The organism is Helicobacter suis, assembly GCF_902196125.1.
Classification (GTDB): Bacteria; Campylobacterota; Campylobacteria; order Campylobacterales; family Helicobacteraceae; genus Helicobacter; species Helicobacter suis_B.
This window is the reverse complement of the sequence record NZ_CABIKG010000013.1, coordinates 13,059-27,591: the sequence shown is the minus strand read 5'-3', so window position 1 is coordinate 27,591 and position 14,533 is coordinate 13,059. Positions and strand designations below refer to the sequence as shown.

Below are 14,533 nucleotides of genomic sequence, written 5' to 3'. Positions count from 1 at the left end.
AATGGCAAATCTATACCCTGAAATTATCCAAGAATATAGGGGCAAGGGTTTAGGTTTAGATTTTTTGTACCATTTAGAGCGGGCGTATTTTTTGCTTTTTGTTTTAGATAGTACCTTTGATGTACAAAAATAATCTACTCTAGTCTTTAGGAAAAATTTTAAAACACTTATAAACATAAGATGAGATGAAAAAAGAGGGTAATTGTGAGGAATACCACATTGATTTTAGATGAGATGAAATTACTAAATTTAAAAGATGCGAGTTTGTGGGCCACTAAATATTTGGGCAAAAAGGTAACGATAAATAATCTTAATTATCTTTTAAATTATGGACGCATCGTTAATCATAGCCAAAGCAAGAATAAAAAATTGATCTCTTTGCTTGAGCTTAAAAATTATTATGATACAAAAATAGAACTAGATAATCCTCTCTCTTTTGCTAATTTTAAAGAGTCAGAAACAACAAAACATGTCCACCGCCTCCACCCTTACAGGGGTAAATTTATCCCCCAACTTGTAGAGCGTTTTTTAAAAGAGCCATTCTTTAAAAAGGGTGATATTGTTTTGGATTTATTTTGTGGGTCTGGTACAACTCTAGCTGTAGCTAATGAACTAGGTATGCACGCATTGGGTATTGAGCTTTCAAGCTTTAATGTAATGCTTTCAAATGCCAAGATTAAAGATTATGATCTTGTTGCTTTAGAAAACGAGATAAAAAAACTTATAAATCATTTAGAAAATAAACAAACACACCCACTTGAAGCAATATTAAATCAAAAATTAAGTGAGTTTAATAAGGCTAATTTCTTACATGATTTTAAAAGAAAGGTTTTTTTAAAAGAAATCAACGAGCTAGATTTTGGGCTTAAAAAAGAGGCTGAATTTTTAGTTATTTATAACGAGATTGTAAAAGGTTTTGATTTAAACACCAAACAAACCGGTAGTTTTTTAGATAAATGGTATTTACCCTGCATAAAAGAAGAACTCTTTTTTATAAGAGATTTAATATCTCCACTAGATGATATTTTTAAAATTATTCTAAGCCGCACAGCTAGGAGCGTACGCGCAACTACTCACAGTGATTTAGCTACGCTAAAGCATGCTATCACTTGGCCTTATTATTGTAAAAAGCATGGGCGTATTTGTAAACCTCTTTTTAGTGTTAAGAAGCATTTTAAAAGATATGCGCTAGATACGCTTAAAAGATTAAAAGAATTTAAAGAGCTTAAAACACCCACTTTACAAATCTGTATCAATACAGATGCTACAAATTGTAATGTACTCAAAGAACTACAAGATACAAACTTAAAACGCTTAATCAAAACACAGAAAATAGCAGGTATTTTCACATCTCCACCCTATGTTGGATTAATTGATTATCACGAGCAACATGCTTATGCTTACGATCTTTTTAATCTAGCAAGATTTGATAGTTTAGAAATAGGAAGTCTTAAAGAGGGACAAGGCAAGAGTGCGCAAAAAAACTATGTAGAAAACATCGCCAAAGCGCTAAGAAATGTAAAGCCACTTTTAGCAAAAGATTACAATATTTTCATAGTGGCAAATGATAAATTTAATCTATACCCAAGTATTGCAGAGCTAGCAGAGATGAAAATAGCTAAGCGCTTTGATAGACCCGTGCTTAATCGTGCTCAAAAAGATAATAAAAGCTACAACGAAAGCATATTTTTATTAAAAGAAAAACAATGCAAAATGTCAAAGATTTATTAATTAAAGCCCTGTGATTTAAGTTTGAATCTTATAATCCGGAAACATCTTACATGCCTTTTCACACGCGTCTTTTAGGAAGTGATAGAATGGCGCTTTTTAGTTTTATTCAGAGTTTAAATACAAATTTTGGTACGAGTTTTGAACCAGTCGCAAAAGAACTAGCAAAGAATAATTTTGAAGTCGTGCAAAAACAGCATGATATGGGCAATAAAATATATAAAAATTGCCAAATAACAATACAGCAAATCATAGATAATCTAGAAAGTGCAAATGCAAAGCCAGATAAAATAAATGAACTAAAAGCTATTTCAAACTCTCAAGGTGGGGATTTATCCACTATAAAACCTACAAAAGTAGATTTATTTTTAAAAAGAGATAGGGAAATATTTTTAATAGATCTAAAAACGGCAAAGCCAAATAAGGGTAGTTTTAAAGAATTTAAGCGCACACTACTTACATGGTCTGCTCTTGCCATGTTAGATTTTAAAGACTGCAAAATAAATAGCCTGATAGCTATCCCATATAATCCTTATGAACCAAAGCCTTATGCTAGGTGGACAATTGCAGGTATGTTAGATCTAAAATATGAGCTAAAAGTTGCAAAAGAATTTTGGGATTTTTTAGGAGGAGAGGGGAGTTATGAGCTACTGTTAAATGCTTTTGAGCAAGCAGGTATAGAACTACGCGAAGAAATAGATAGATATTTTGCTAAATTTATACATTAACTAAATGAGCTTAGATAGCAGAAAAACATGGGAAAAGGAAAATATTGAAAATCGTGCTGAAAAAATTTATAAGCGTTTTAAAAATTTCCTTTCTAAGACTTAATTTTCTTTATCCAATATCTTTAACCAAAAATTATTAATTTTAAATACAACAACACTCTATGCGGATTTATTCAGATCCTTTATGTTAGTATTAGACAAGAGATTTTTAGGGTATGCTATTAATTTTAACAATTACTCAACTTATTTAAAGGATCATACATGGCTTATAACATCAGTAAGAAAATTCTAAATGTTGTAGGTAGGACTAATGCTACCTATAATTTAATTAGTGAGGGCGATCGTATCCTTATAGGTTTGAGTGGGGGTAAGGATTCTATTTTGCTTTCTTGTTTGCTTGCGCGCATGCAAGCACACGCCCCCTTTAATTTTACATTTCAAGCCGCTACTGTGCACTATGGCTTAAAAGAGGACTTAGCATGGCTAAGTGATTTATGCACAGAGCAAAATATCCCCCATACCATTCTTTATACTAATATTGCCCAGACAATCCGTGAAAAGCGCCGTGAACAGAGTTCTTATTGTAGTTTTTGTTCGCGTATGCGCCGTGGGGTGCTTTATAATTACGCATTAGAACATGGCTATAACAAACTTGCCTTAGCACACCACCTTGATGATGCCGTAGAAAGCTTTTTTATGAATTTTACCTACAATGGGAGTTTGCGCAGCATGCCCCCTATTTACAAAGCAGAAAATGGACTCTTTGTGATTCGCCCCCTTATTCATATCCGCGAACGACAAAGCATTGATTTTGTTAAATCCCAAAATATCCCTACCGCCCCTGATTGTAATTGTCCGGCCAAACAACCCGATTCAGATAAACCCCCCATTGCTAGATCAGCGACTAAAAATTTTTTACAAGAAATGGAGCGCAACAACCCCACCCTTTTTACTTCTCTTAAAAATGCCTTTTGTAATGTACATGCCAATAGCTTTAGTGATGGTGTGTTTTTAGATTCACAGGGGGCTTAATGGATCTACTGGTATTTTTAATCTTTATGGCTCTTGCTTTATGGATTGACTTTAAAGCCCATAGCCAAGATCAAGTTATCACTCTTAAAAGCGCGACTTTATGGTCGCTTTTTTGGATCACTACCGCACTTTTATTTGCCCTTTATCTTTATGTACATGATGGCCCTACTAACATGTCTTTATTTCTTACTGGGTATGTGCTAGAAAAAGCCCTTTCTGTAGATAATCTTTTTGTGATGATGGCTGTTTTTGCATGGTTTAAAATCCCAGATGTTTATCGCCACCGCGTGCTATATTATGGCATTATCGGGGCGATTGTTTTTAGACTGATCTTTGTTTTGATAGGAACCGGGTTATTACACCTTTCAGTTTATGTAGAAATTCTCTTTGGTCTTTTGGTGGGTTATAGCTGTGTGGTGATGATTCAAAACCAAGATAAAGAGGAAGAAGAAGCACAGGAGGATTACTCCAAACATCTAGCCTACCGCCTAGTTTATAAATTCTTCCCGGTTTATCCAAAACTAGTTGGTCATGATTTTTTCCTTAGTAAAGAGCGCTTAGAGACTTTAGAAAACTCTTTAGAGGGCACAGAAAAAGACGCTTTACACCACCAAAGCGCCTTTAGCAAAGCTAAAATCATCGCTACCCCGCTTTTTTTATGCCTAGCTGTGATGGAGCTTAGCGATGTGATGTTTGCCTTTGATAGTGTTCCAGCTGTGATTGCGGTGAGTAAAGAGCCTTTAATTATTTATAGCGCGATGATGTTTGCGATCTTAGGTTTGCGTAGCCTTTATTTTGTACTAGAGGTTTTAAAACGCTATCTAATCTATTTAGAAAAAAGTGTGATTGTGGTACTAGCCTTTATTAGTTTAAAACTCATTTTAGATGCCACTTCTCATTTATTTGGTTTAGGTATAAGCATTAGCCCAACTACTAGCCTTTATATCGTGTTGGCAATTTTGGGTGCTGGGGTGTTATTAAGTGTGTTTAAAAACCCTGCAGCTAATTAAAAATCTTAATGTTTTTTTTAATATCCATAAGAGTAAAATTTGCTAAAATGGCACTTTTTAAGAAAGGAGTTTAGCATGCGTAAATGGTATCAAGCAGGATTGTGTGTACTCTTGGGTTCTTTGCCACTAGGGGCGGCTAAAAATGGTTGGTATGTAGAAGCCGGGTTACAGTACGCCCATGGAGCCGGATCTTATGCGGATAGGACTTTAAATTCCACTACACAACAGCCTTTTTTAGCAAATATGGGTGGTGCGGATTTTGTGGGGGGTTATAAACAATTCTTTGGTAAAGCTAAGCGGTGGGGTTTGCGCTACTATGGCCTTGTTAGTTTAGAGGGGGGTGCTTTTTCACAAAAAACAGGCGATAAATACCCCACACAGGGCTCTATGGGTAATTTCTTCTATGGTGTGGGAATTGATGGGCTTTGGGATTTTTATCGCAATAAGGGATATGATGTTGGGGCATTTGTCGGTATGGCAGTGGGGGGGAGTAGCTGGGCTTTAGGGGCGGGAAAATCTAATGGTGTGTGTACTACGATGGTGGCTAACACTAATTGCGTGAGCACCGATCATTATTACCTTAAACAATCTATTGGCAATGATAATATCAATTACTCACCTACATTTGTACAATGGATGTTTAACTTTGGGATTCGGGCTAATCTTGGAGCACACAACGGCCTAGAAGTGGGCTTTAGAGTCCCTGTGATTAACACCCCCTATTACACGCAAACTAGTAATAGCCAAACCATCACCTATTCTTTTAGGCGGGTGATTGCCTTTTATGCCAACTATGTTTATAACTTCTAATCTTTTCTAAACGCCACTAAATGGTCGCTGAGGCGTGGCAAGATGCCCGTAGTTTCCATGCTATTTTAATGGCTCTAGGTCCCATGGTTTTTGGGATCAATCTGGCTTTTTTAGGGCTAGTTAAAAATTATGCCACTCTTAATAAGTGCCTATATTTCATGATGCCTATGGTTTTTGCGTGGGTGGCTATGGCTTTTTTTAGCGGTATTTTTTTACTTGCCATGCAAAGTTTTGCACTCTCAGGTAAAGTTGCTTTTATGGGGCTTGTGGTAGGGGTTGTTATGTTAGGCGAAATCATGCGGGTATATAAACTCAAACTAGCTCGCACAAAAGAATCGTTAATGCTAGCCTACATTAAATGGTCTAAAGGCTTATATGGGCTAGATTTACTATTGTGCCTACTTGTTTATATCCTCTAATGCAATTTATTTATCACAAAGAGGCTGGTAGCCAAGAGTTACTTTTAACCGCACAGAGTTATAGGCATGTTTATTTGAGTCGCCGCATGCATGCCCAAGAAATTCTTGTTTTTAGAAACCTAGTCGATCACTTTCTTTATTTTTACAAACCCTTAGAGGTTAAAAAACACCACGCGCATTTATCCCTACTAGGCCAAGAATTACGCCCCATTTGTCCTAAACGCCCTTCTCATTTAATCTGGGCTGTCATTGCGTCTAAAAATATTGAAAAAGTTTTACCCTATCTTAACCAAATGGGTGTAGGAAAGATTAGCTTTTTCTACGCCCACTTTAGCCAAAAGAATGAAAAAATTGATGCCTCCAAATTAGCGCGTTTTAAAAGAATTCTCATTGCATCTTGTGAACAATGTGGCCGTAGCGCATGTATGCAATTAGAAGTTTTAGAAAATACAAAAGTAGCCCTAGAGTGCTACCCTGCTGCCTGTATCTTTGATTTTTATGATCAAACTCAAGGGCCAGTTAGCCTAGAACATGGAATTTTTATAGGCCCTGAGGGAGGGTTTTGTAACCAGGAGCGCCAACTTTTTAAAAGAAGAGAAATTTATAGCCCCTCTTCTATTATCCTTACAAGTGAGGGAGCAGCGCTATTTTTAGCCGCACATAGGTAATTTACTCTGCTGGCAAAATGTTAATAAATTTCTGATACCCTATTTCTACTTTAATAAAAGTTTTGATTAATTAATTTATGCTTTAATAGGGTTGAAATTGCTAAGGAGCTAGCGGTGGGAGTGAGTGGTTTTGAACACCCTTATTTTGGGGCGTTTTTCTTACTAGTCTTTAGTTTTTTAGTCTTTAACTGGACTTTGCGTATCCAGCGCTTTTTAAGCCGGTTGCTTGCCAAAAAGAAAAATGAAAAGCTCAAGTTAGCCCCTTATGAATGTGGTCCCATTGCTTTAAAGCAACAAAACCGTGTAAGCCACCAGTTTTATGTAATGGCGATGCTCTTTATTCTCTTTGATGTAGATATTGTGTTTATGTTCCCATGGGCACTAGATTTTAGAGAACTAGGTTTATTTGGCTTTTTTGAGATGTTAAGTTTTCTTGGCTTGCTTGTTATTGGGTTTATCTATGCATTAAAAAGAGGAGCACTAGAATGGCAGACCATGCAGTGAGTTATTTAAAAAATGGCGGACTTCCTATCGCTTTAAGCACTTTAGATAAGCTTTTAAACTGGGGGCGCAGTAACTCGCTTTGGCCCCTTACTTATGGGCTAGCATGTTGTGCGATTGAAATGATGGCTACGGGTGGATCGCGCTTTGATTTTGATCGCTTTGGTACAATCTTTAGAGCCTCCCCGCGCCAATCTGATGTGATGATTATCGCGGGCACTCTTACTAAAAAACACGCCGAATTTACCCGCCGCCTTTATGATCAAATGCCTGAACCTAAATGGGTGATCTCTATGGGCTCTTGTGCTAACACGGGCGGCATGTTTAACACTTATGCCACCGTGCAGGGGGTGGATCGCGTGATTCCGGTAGATATTTATTTGCCCGGCTGTGCGCCCCGCCCTGAAACTTTGCAGTATGCCTTAATGGTTTTACAAGATAAAATCCGCCGCCAAAAAGCATTACCCGAAGAAGCGCCTAAACGACTCGTTTAAAGGATTAAAAAATGGTTAGAAAACAACGCCCTAATGCTGATGTCCAAAAACATGTCCACTACTCCGATCGCTTCCATGTTATTGCAAATACGCCTAGAACTTCTCTTATCGGTACGGCTTATGAAGTGATTTATAACCACCTTAGCTACTACCATAAAATTTTAGATCATTTCATAGAAACACATACAGCTGTATTTGTAGTGGAGGTGGCAGAGGTAGCAGAAATTACCAAGAGACTTAAAAATCTAGGTTATGAAACTTTGAGTGAAATGAGTGCGATAGATTTTTTAGAGCAAAGGGGCGAGTTTGAACTTTTTTATCAATTTGTCTCTTATCTACCTAACTTTACCCAAAAAAGACGCCTACGCTTAAAAGCCACTCTTAAACAAGGCGCTAAAGCCCCTACTTTGAGTCATCTTTTTAGATCGGCTCTGTGGAGTGAGCGAGAAGCCTATGATATGTTTGGGATTGTTTTTGAGCGCCACCCGCATTTAATCCGTATTTTAATGCCAGAGGATTGGGTGGGCCATCCGCTTTTAAAATCCTACCCGCTAAAGGGTGATGAACATGCTGCGTGGTATGAGGTGGATAAGATTTTTGGTAAAGAGTACCGCGAAATTATTGGGCCTGAGCAAAGAGATAGCGCACGGGTCAATGAAAAAGATACCTTTAACTTCTCTAAAATTGGGCATGAACAATCTAAAGGCCTCCCACTTGAAGATCAACCCCAAAAACACACTTTCCAAAAATCCCTATTTGTTAAAGACTTACACACTAAAGACCCCTCAGAACTTAAAGAGCGTCCCTAATGGCACAGATCTTTAATAAACTCAAACCCCAGTTTGAAAATGTCCTTTTTGAGAGAGATGATAACCAAATGGTGATTAACTTTGGGCCTCAACACCCCTCCTCACACGGGCAATTACGCTTGATTTTAGAACTTGATGGAGAAAAGATCACCAAAGCCACACCTGAGATTGGCTATCTACATAGGGGTTGTGAAAAACTAGGCGAAAACATGACTTATAATGAGTATATGCCCACCACCGATAGACTAGATTACACCTCCTCTACTAGCAATAATTACGCCTATGCCCACGCTGTTGAGACTTTATTAGGGGTAGAAGTTCCTAGGCGCGCTCAGGTGATTCGCACCCTTTTATTAGAATTAAACCGCGTGATCTCACATATCTTTTTTTTAAGCGTGCATGCCCTAGATGTGGGGGCGATGTCGGTTTTTCTTTACTGCTTTAAAACCCGCGAATACGGGTTAGATTTAATGGAGGATTATTGTGGGGCTAGATTAACCCATAATGCTATTCGTATCGGGGGCGTACCTTTAGATTTGCCGCCAAACTGGCTAGAGAGTTTAAAGGCTTTTATAAAAGAGGTCAGAGAGACGCATAAACTTATAGGTGGTTTATTAGATAGTAACCGCATTTGGAGAGCGCGCTTAGAAAATGTAGGTACGATCACACAAGAACAAGCCAAGTCATGGGGGGCTAGTGGAATTATGCTTAGAGGCACCGGTATTGCCTATGATGTGCGTAAAGAGGAACCTTACGAGCTTTATCCCGAATTAGACTTTGATATTCCGGTGGGTAATAATGGAGATTCTTATGATCGCTACCAGCTGTATATGCTAGAGATCGAACAATCTTTGTCTATCTTAGAACAACTCATTCCCATGCACGCTCCCACAGATAAGGCTATCATGGCACATAACCCGCATTATTTTTCTGCCCCTAAAGAGGACATCATGACGCAAAATTACGCTTTAATGCAACATTTTGTACTCGTAACTCAAGGCATGCGCCCCCCAAAAGGCGAGGTATACGCCCCCACTGAATCGCCTAAGGGAGAATTAGGTTTTTTTATCCACTCTGAGGGCGATCCTTACCCTTACCGCCTTAAAATCCGCGCGCCTAGTTTTTATCATATTGGCGCTTTACAAGATATTTTAATAGGGCAGTATCTAGCCGACGCAGTAACCGTAATTGGCTCAAGTAATGCGGTTTTTGGCGAGGTAGATCGATGAAGCGCTTTGATCTGCGCCCCTTAAAAGATCAGCCAAATGAAGCAGTTTTAAAACACATGGGAGGCATTTTAGATCGTAGCGTAAGGGACGGTGAGGTGGTGATTTTCATGCTAGAGGTTGTGGATTTTAACATCGTAGAGCAAAGCGCAGAGTATGTCAAGCAAAGGGGGGATACTTTGATGAATTCTTTGCGCTTTAACCGTGTAGATTGGACTTTAGTAGTCAAAAAGAGGTAGGCATGCCACATATCAACATAGACGGATACAAAGTAGAGTACAAAGAAGGGCAAACTATTTTAGAGGCGGCTAGAAGTGCGGGGGTATATATCCCTGCGATTTGTTATTTGAGTGGTTGCTCGCCCACCGTGGCTTGCAAGATGTGCATGGTAGAGGTGGAGGGTAAACGCGTTTATAGCTGTAATACTAAACCTAAACCCAACACTAATATACTCACCAACACCCCCGCCCTTAAAGCCGAGCGCCAGATGATCATGCAAACTTATGATGTTAACCACCCGCTAGAGTGTGGGGTGTGTGATAAAAGCGGGGAGTGTGAATTACAAGACATGACTATGCGCATGCAAGTAGACACCCAACCCTTTGCCGTGCGCGATGATGCTAAACCCTTTGCTTTCTGGGCACAGGCTTCTTATGATCCTAATTTATGCATCATGTGTGAGCGTTGTGTTACCACTTGTAGCGATAATATCGGCGATAGCAATCTTAAAGCCACTAAAGCCAATTTACACGCCCCTGACAAATTCAAAGAAAGCATGCCCAAAGACCCTTTTAGCGTGTGGAGTCGCAAACAAAAGGGCATGATTAGTTTTGTAGGCGAAGTACCTTGCTTTGATTGTGGAGAGTGTATCGCGGTTTGTCCTGTGGGCGCGATCGTTTATAAAGATTTTAGCTATAGCGCGAATGCTTGGGAACTCACCCATATTGATTCAACTTGCATGCACTGTGCGGCGGGTTGTTTGCTAGATTATCATGTACGCCACTTTGATACTCTAGGCGAGGAGAAAAAAATCTTTAGAGTGGGCAATGATTTTTACCATAACCCTATTTGTGGGGCGGGGCGCTTTGCCTTTGATATACATGCCTCCAAAGAGGGCAGTAGTAACATTGATCAAGCCGTGCAAAAATTTAAAGAAGCTAAGGCGGTTTATGTGGGCGGAGATGTAAATAATGAGGAGGCCTATTTATTAGAGTATTTGCGTAAACATTGTGGTTTTAGTTTGCATAATGAGGAGCTCTACGCCTTTCAGGAATTTTTAAAAGAATTTAAGCCTACAAATTTCCCTGATATTTCAGAGATTAAAAACGCGGGCTGTGTGGTGAGTGTGGGTTCTAAAATCCGCAATGAAAATCCGCTGATCAAATACGCCCTTGCTAATGCGCTTAAAGTCAATAAGGGTACAACCCTTATCTATGGCCACCCGCTCACGGACAAGGCGATTAACAAAATGAGTCGTAGTGTTATTTCTGTGAACTATCCTTGCCATGCTGAGGAAATTTTTTTAGGGGCTATCTTACTCGCGCTAGGTGTACAAAGCCCTAGTTTAGAAAGTATATTAGCAAGCCAAAAACCTATAGAGATACCTCAAGAAAATACAGAGCAGAGCGCAGAAGAAAATCAAGAAAAAACTGAGGTTAAAGAAAAAGCTCCACCTAAGCCGGTTTATCAAATGCTAGAGGATATTAAACTAGATAGTGCTACTTATGAGAAAATCACCACCGCTTTAGAAAAAGCGCCCAGTATTGTACTTCTCATAGGTCAGGAAATCTACACACATAAACGATCAAGTAATATCGCTAGAATGCTTAAAGAGGCTAGCCAACACCCTAAAGTTAAAATCATTTTGATCCCACCGACGGCTAATGCGCTAGGCATTGTCTCTATTTGCCAACTAGGAAAAGATCAAGGGGAGCACCCTAGCGTAGGCGTACGCGCACGGGGGGATTTTGTGCTTGATTCAGATTGTGTATGTAATCAAGAAAGTTTGCAACGCGTGGATTTTATTTTGCCCAGTCCCAACCAAATAGAGGCCACCACCACAAACTTTGAGGGGCGTGTTTTGCCTATTAGACCCGCCCTAGCCTACACAGGTTTAGATTTAGCCGATATTGCCCAGCATTTTGGGCTTTATGGGGAAAGTTTGGTGGAGTACACCCACCTTTTGCCCCAAGAAAAGGGCTTTTTACCTATTGCCTATGATGATTTTAAAAACTTCTATGCCAATGATAAAAGCAACCACAGAGGTTATAAACTTAAGCCTCAAGAGATACAAGAGAGTACACCCAGTGAGCCTATTGCTACACTAGAAAGCATGCCTTTTAATAGCTATTTAAAATTTGCCGAAACCCAGTTTAACACCCATACCCTCACTAGCCAAAATCTCCAACTTAAAGAAGGTATTTACACTTCACCCAAATATTTAGAAAGTTTAGGCTTAAAAGAGGGGAGTTTGATCTGTTTGCACAAAGAGGGGCGCAAGATCAAAGGCGCGATTTATGTAGATTATGGGCTTGATCAAGATGTTTTTATGATAAGCCCTAGCCTAGATATTGAGGGCGTGTTTAATGGCGCTTTATTTGCACAACTAGAGTGGGAGTTAGCATGAGCGCTGAGATTATAGAAACTTTGGTAAAAATTTTGGTTGTGGTGTTGGTTTTTTCTGCTTTGGGAGGTTTTGGGACTTATTTAGAGCGCAAGGTTTTAGCCTATTTTCAAAGGCGACTTGGGCCTACTTATGTGGGTCCTTTTGGGCTTTTACAAGTTATCGCCGATGCGATCAAACTCTTTACTAAAGAAGATGTAATCCCCCAGCATGCCAACCGCTTTATCTTTGCTATAGCCCCAGTTATTGCTATGGTAAGTGCCTTTGTTTCTATGGCGCCCATTCCCTTTTTTGGCGATTTTACCCTCTATGGGCATACCATTAAGCCTATTATCTCAGACATCAATGTAGGTTTGCTTTTCTTTCTAGCCGTAGGTTCAGCAGGCATTTATGCCCCCCTTTTAGCCGGCCTAGCCTCCAATAGCAAATATTCTTTACTAGGCTCTGCGCGCGCAGCGATCCAACTGCTTAGCTTTGAAGTGGTGAGTACGCTTACCATTTTAGCCCCTATCATGGTTGTAGGTTCGCTCTCTTTAGTAGAAATCAACCACTACCAAGAGGGCAGTATGATTCACTGGCTTGTTTTTAAACAGCCTTTAGCCTTTTTCTTATTCTTAATTGCTAGCTATGCCGAATTAAACCGTACCCCCTTTGACTTACTCGAACATGAAGCTGAAATTGTGGCCGGGTTTTGTACGGAGTATAGCGGGCTTAAGTGGGGAATGTTCTTTTTAGCTGAGTATGCCCATCTCTTTGCTTTCTGTTTTGTGATCTCTTTGATTTTCTTTGGGGGTTATAACGCTTGGGGCTTTATCCCGGGTGGCATTGCGATTTTAATCAAGGTGTGTTTTTTTGTCTTTTTATCCATGTGGGCACGCGCGACCTTTCCCCATGTCCGCCCCGATCAACTCATGAGAATGTGCTGGAAAATCATGTTGCCCTTATCTTTAATTAATCTTTTAATCACCGGGCTTGTTATTTTAATTTAGGAGAATACATGGCAAAACAAACCTATAAATGGCTCACCAAAGCCCCCCAAGAAAATAGCCCTAGTGCTAAACTCATCGGTACGCTTAAATCTAGCTTTGGTTTGGATTTATTTAAAGGTTTGGGGCTCACTATCAAAGAGTTTTTTAGTAAAGAGGTTACCATTCACTACCCGATGGAAGTACTCCCCTTAAGCCCGCGTTACCGTGCTGTACACCACCTCCAAAGACTCTTAGATTCGGGTAATGAGCGCTGTATTGGGTGTGGGCTATGTGAAAAGATTTGTACGAGTAATTGTATTAGAATTATCACCCATAAAGCCCCTGATGAGCGTAAATATATTGATAGTTATACGATTAATTTAGGTCGTTGCATTTATTGCGGGTTGTGTGCAGAAGTGTGCCCAGAACTAGCCATTGTCATGGGACAGCGCTTTGAAAATAGCAGTGTACAGCGATCGCAGTTTGGGGGCAAAGCGGAGTTTTTAACCGATATTGCAAGCGCTAAGGATCACAGCCATAAAGAATTTGCCGGCTTTGGATCGCCTAGTGAACATGCTAGCCAAAGAATGCAACAAACCCCGCTAGATTATGCTACAGAGGAAAAAACAGAGGAAAAGCCGGATAAAAAGGCAGAAGCCCCTAAGGATACCCATGTTTGAGGCCATCGCCTTTTATTTCTTTGCAATCCTCACTTTAAGCATGGCTTTAATCGTGGTGAGTACGAGTAATATTTTATATGCCATGAGTGCATTAGCTGCTAGCATGGTTTTTATTTCGGGTTTCTTCTTTTTGCTAGGTGCGGAGTTTTTAGGCGTGGTGCAGATTTTAGTTTATGTAGGGGCGGTGATTGTGATGTATGCCTTTGGCATGATGTTTTTTAACGCCTCTGAAGAAGTGGTTGAGAGATCGCATAAACCTTGGTTAGTTTACTTGCTAGGCGGAATTTTTGCATTACTCTTAGTAGTTGTACTAGGCGCGCCCGCACTAAGTAGCTATGCCCATAGTCTTAGCGCTGAAAATCCACAAATTATTACACCCAATCTAGCCACCACTAATGTTAACTCAATGGGTTATTTAATTTTTACTAAATACCTTATTGCTTTTGAAGCCGGGGGAGTAATGCTTTTAGCCGCACTGATAGGTGGAATCACCACAGCGCTTAGAAAAAGTTATCTTAGCAAAAAGGAAAATGCGTGATCACTCTGGGGCATTACTTGGTTTTTGCGGGCTTACTTTTTTGTGTGGGACTAGTTGGCATGCTTAGACGGAAAAATATTTTAATGCTTTTTTTCTCTACAGAGATCATGCTTAATGCAATCAATGTTGGCTTTGTAGCCATTTCTCATAGCCTTAAAAACATGGACGGGCAAGTTTTTGCGCTATTTCTGATTGCTCTAGCCGCCTCTGAGGTAGCTGTGGGGCTAGGTTTGGTGATCTTGTGGTATAAAAAGCATAAAACCCTAGACATTGACTCACTTAATCGCATGAAAGGCTAG

Annotated in this window: 17 protein-coding genes and 1 pseudogene; all 18 read left to right on the top strand. The window is 39.6% G+C overall.

Annotated elements, in window-relative coordinates:
* The first annotated feature begins 1 nt into the window (after position 1).
* Positions 2 to 133 (top strand): hypothetical protein, encoded by a 132-nt coding sequence (locus tag G6Q00_RS08730; protein WP_275896769.1) that lies wholly within the window; start codon positions 2 to 4, stop codon positions 131 to 133.
* A gap of 71 nt (positions 134 to 204) precedes the next feature.
* Positions 205 to 1,731, top strand: coding sequence for a DNA methyltransferase (locus G6Q00_RS06110; RefSeq protein WP_240331020.1), 1,527 nt, complete (start codon positions 205 to 207; stop codon positions 1,729 to 1,731).
* Positions 1,732 to 1,760: 29 nt separating this feature from the next.
* A pseudogene (locus G6Q00_RS06105) lies at positions 1,761 to 2,456 on the top strand (TdeIII family type II restriction endonuclease); the annotation flags it as partial.
* A 261-nt stretch (positions 2,457 to 2,717) separates the two neighbouring features.
* Positions 2,718 to 3,488 (top strand): tRNA 2-thiocytidine biosynthesis TtcA family protein, encoded by a 771-nt coding sequence (locus tag G6Q00_RS06100; RefSeq protein ID WP_163532432.1) that lies wholly within the window; start codon positions 2,718 to 2,720, stop codon positions 3,486 to 3,488.
* The gene (locus G6Q00_RS06095) at positions 3,488 to 4,498 is read left to right on the top strand and encodes a TerC/Alx family metal homeostasis membrane protein (protein ID WP_163532431.1); all 1,011 of its coding nucleotides are present in this window, start codon (positions 3,488 to 3,490) and stop codon (positions 4,496 to 4,498) included. The genes G6Q00_RS06100 and G6Q00_RS06095 overlap by 1 nt, the downstream gene beginning before the upstream one ends.
* Positions 4,499 to 4,573: 75 nt before the next feature.
* A complete protein-coding gene (locus G6Q00_RS06090) occupies positions 4,574 to 5,308 on the top strand; it encodes an outer membrane protein (protein ID WP_240331019.1) in 735 nt (244 codons plus the stop codon).
* Positions 5,309 to 5,328: 20 nt separating this feature from the next.
* Complete coding sequence (locus tag G6Q00_RS06085) at positions 5,329 to 5,727, top strand: hypothetical protein (protein WP_240331018.1); 399 nt, start codon at positions 5,329 to 5,331, stop codon at positions 5,725 to 5,727.
* On the top strand, positions 5,727 to 6,395 hold the full coding sequence (locus G6Q00_RS06080) for a 16S rRNA (uracil(1498)-N(3))-methyltransferase (protein WP_163532430.1): 669 nt from the start codon (positions 5,727 to 5,729) through the stop codon (positions 6,393 to 6,395). The genes G6Q00_RS06085 and G6Q00_RS06080 overlap by 1 nt, the downstream gene beginning before the upstream one ends.
* Positions 6,396 to 6,509: 114 nt before the next feature.
* Complete coding sequence (locus G6Q00_RS06075) at positions 6,510 to 6,899, top strand: NAD(P)H-quinone oxidoreductase subunit 3 (protein WP_163532429.1); 390 nt, start codon at positions 6,510 to 6,512, stop codon at positions 6,897 to 6,899.
* The gene (locus G6Q00_RS06070; protein ID WP_163499601.1) at positions 6,881 to 7,390 is read left to right on the top strand and encodes a NuoB/complex I 20 kDa subunit family protein; all 510 of its coding nucleotides are present in this window, start codon (positions 6,881 to 6,883) and stop codon (positions 7,388 to 7,390) included. Before G6Q00_RS06075 ends, G6Q00_RS06070 begins: the two co-directional genes overlap by 19 nt.
* Positions 7,391 to 7,401: 11 nt before the next feature.
* Positions 7,402 to 8,199, top strand: a complete 798-nt coding sequence (locus G6Q00_RS06065) for an NADH-quinone oxidoreductase subunit C (RefSeq protein ID WP_163532428.1) — start codon at positions 7,402 to 7,404, stop codon at positions 8,197 to 8,199.
* Positions 8,199 to 9,428 (top strand): NADH dehydrogenase (quinone) subunit D, encoded by a 1,230-nt coding sequence (gene nuoD, locus G6Q00_RS06060; RefSeq protein ID WP_163532427.1) that lies wholly within the window; start codon positions 8,199 to 8,201, stop codon positions 9,426 to 9,428. Before G6Q00_RS06065 ends, nuoD begins: the two co-directional genes overlap by 1 nt.
* Positions 9,425 to 9,664 (top strand): NADH-ubiquinone oxidoreductase subunit E family protein, encoded by a 240-nt coding sequence (locus G6Q00_RS06055; RefSeq protein ID WP_163532426.1) that lies wholly within the window; start codon positions 9,425 to 9,427, stop codon positions 9,662 to 9,664. The genes nuoD and G6Q00_RS06055 overlap by 4 nt, the downstream gene beginning before the upstream one ends.
* A 2-nt stretch (positions 9,665 to 9,666) precedes the next feature.
* Positions 9,667 to 12,051, top strand: coding sequence for an NADH-quinone oxidoreductase subunit G (locus G6Q00_RS06050; protein WP_163532425.1), 2,385 nt, complete (start codon positions 9,667 to 9,669; stop codon positions 12,049 to 12,051).
* Positions 12,048 to 13,037: an NADH-quinone oxidoreductase subunit NuoH gene (nuoH, locus tag G6Q00_RS06045; RefSeq protein ID WP_163532424.1), complete on the top strand. Its 990-nt coding sequence runs from the start codon at positions 12,048 to 12,050 to the stop codon at positions 13,035 to 13,037. The genes G6Q00_RS06050 and nuoH overlap by 4 nt, the downstream gene beginning before the upstream one ends.
* 8 nt (positions 13,038 to 13,045) lie before the next feature.
* Positions 13,046 to 13,696 carry an NADH-quinone oxidoreductase subunit NuoI gene (gene nuoI, locus G6Q00_RS06040; RefSeq protein WP_163499595.1) on the top strand — a complete coding sequence of 217 codons (651 nt, stop codon included), beginning with the start codon at positions 13,046 to 13,048 and terminating at the stop codon, positions 13,694 to 13,696.
* Complete coding sequence (locus G6Q00_RS06035) at positions 13,689 to 14,234, top strand: NADH-quinone oxidoreductase subunit J (RefSeq protein ID WP_163499594.1); 546 nt, start codon at positions 13,689 to 13,691, stop codon at positions 14,232 to 14,234. Before nuoI ends, G6Q00_RS06035 begins: the two co-directional genes overlap by 8 nt.
* On the top strand, positions 14,231 to 14,533 hold the full coding sequence (gene nuoK, locus G6Q00_RS06030) for an NADH-quinone oxidoreductase subunit NuoK (RefSeq protein ID WP_163499593.1): 303 nt from the start codon (positions 14,231 to 14,233) through the stop codon (positions 14,531 to 14,533). The genes G6Q00_RS06035 and nuoK overlap by 4 nt, the downstream gene beginning before the upstream one ends.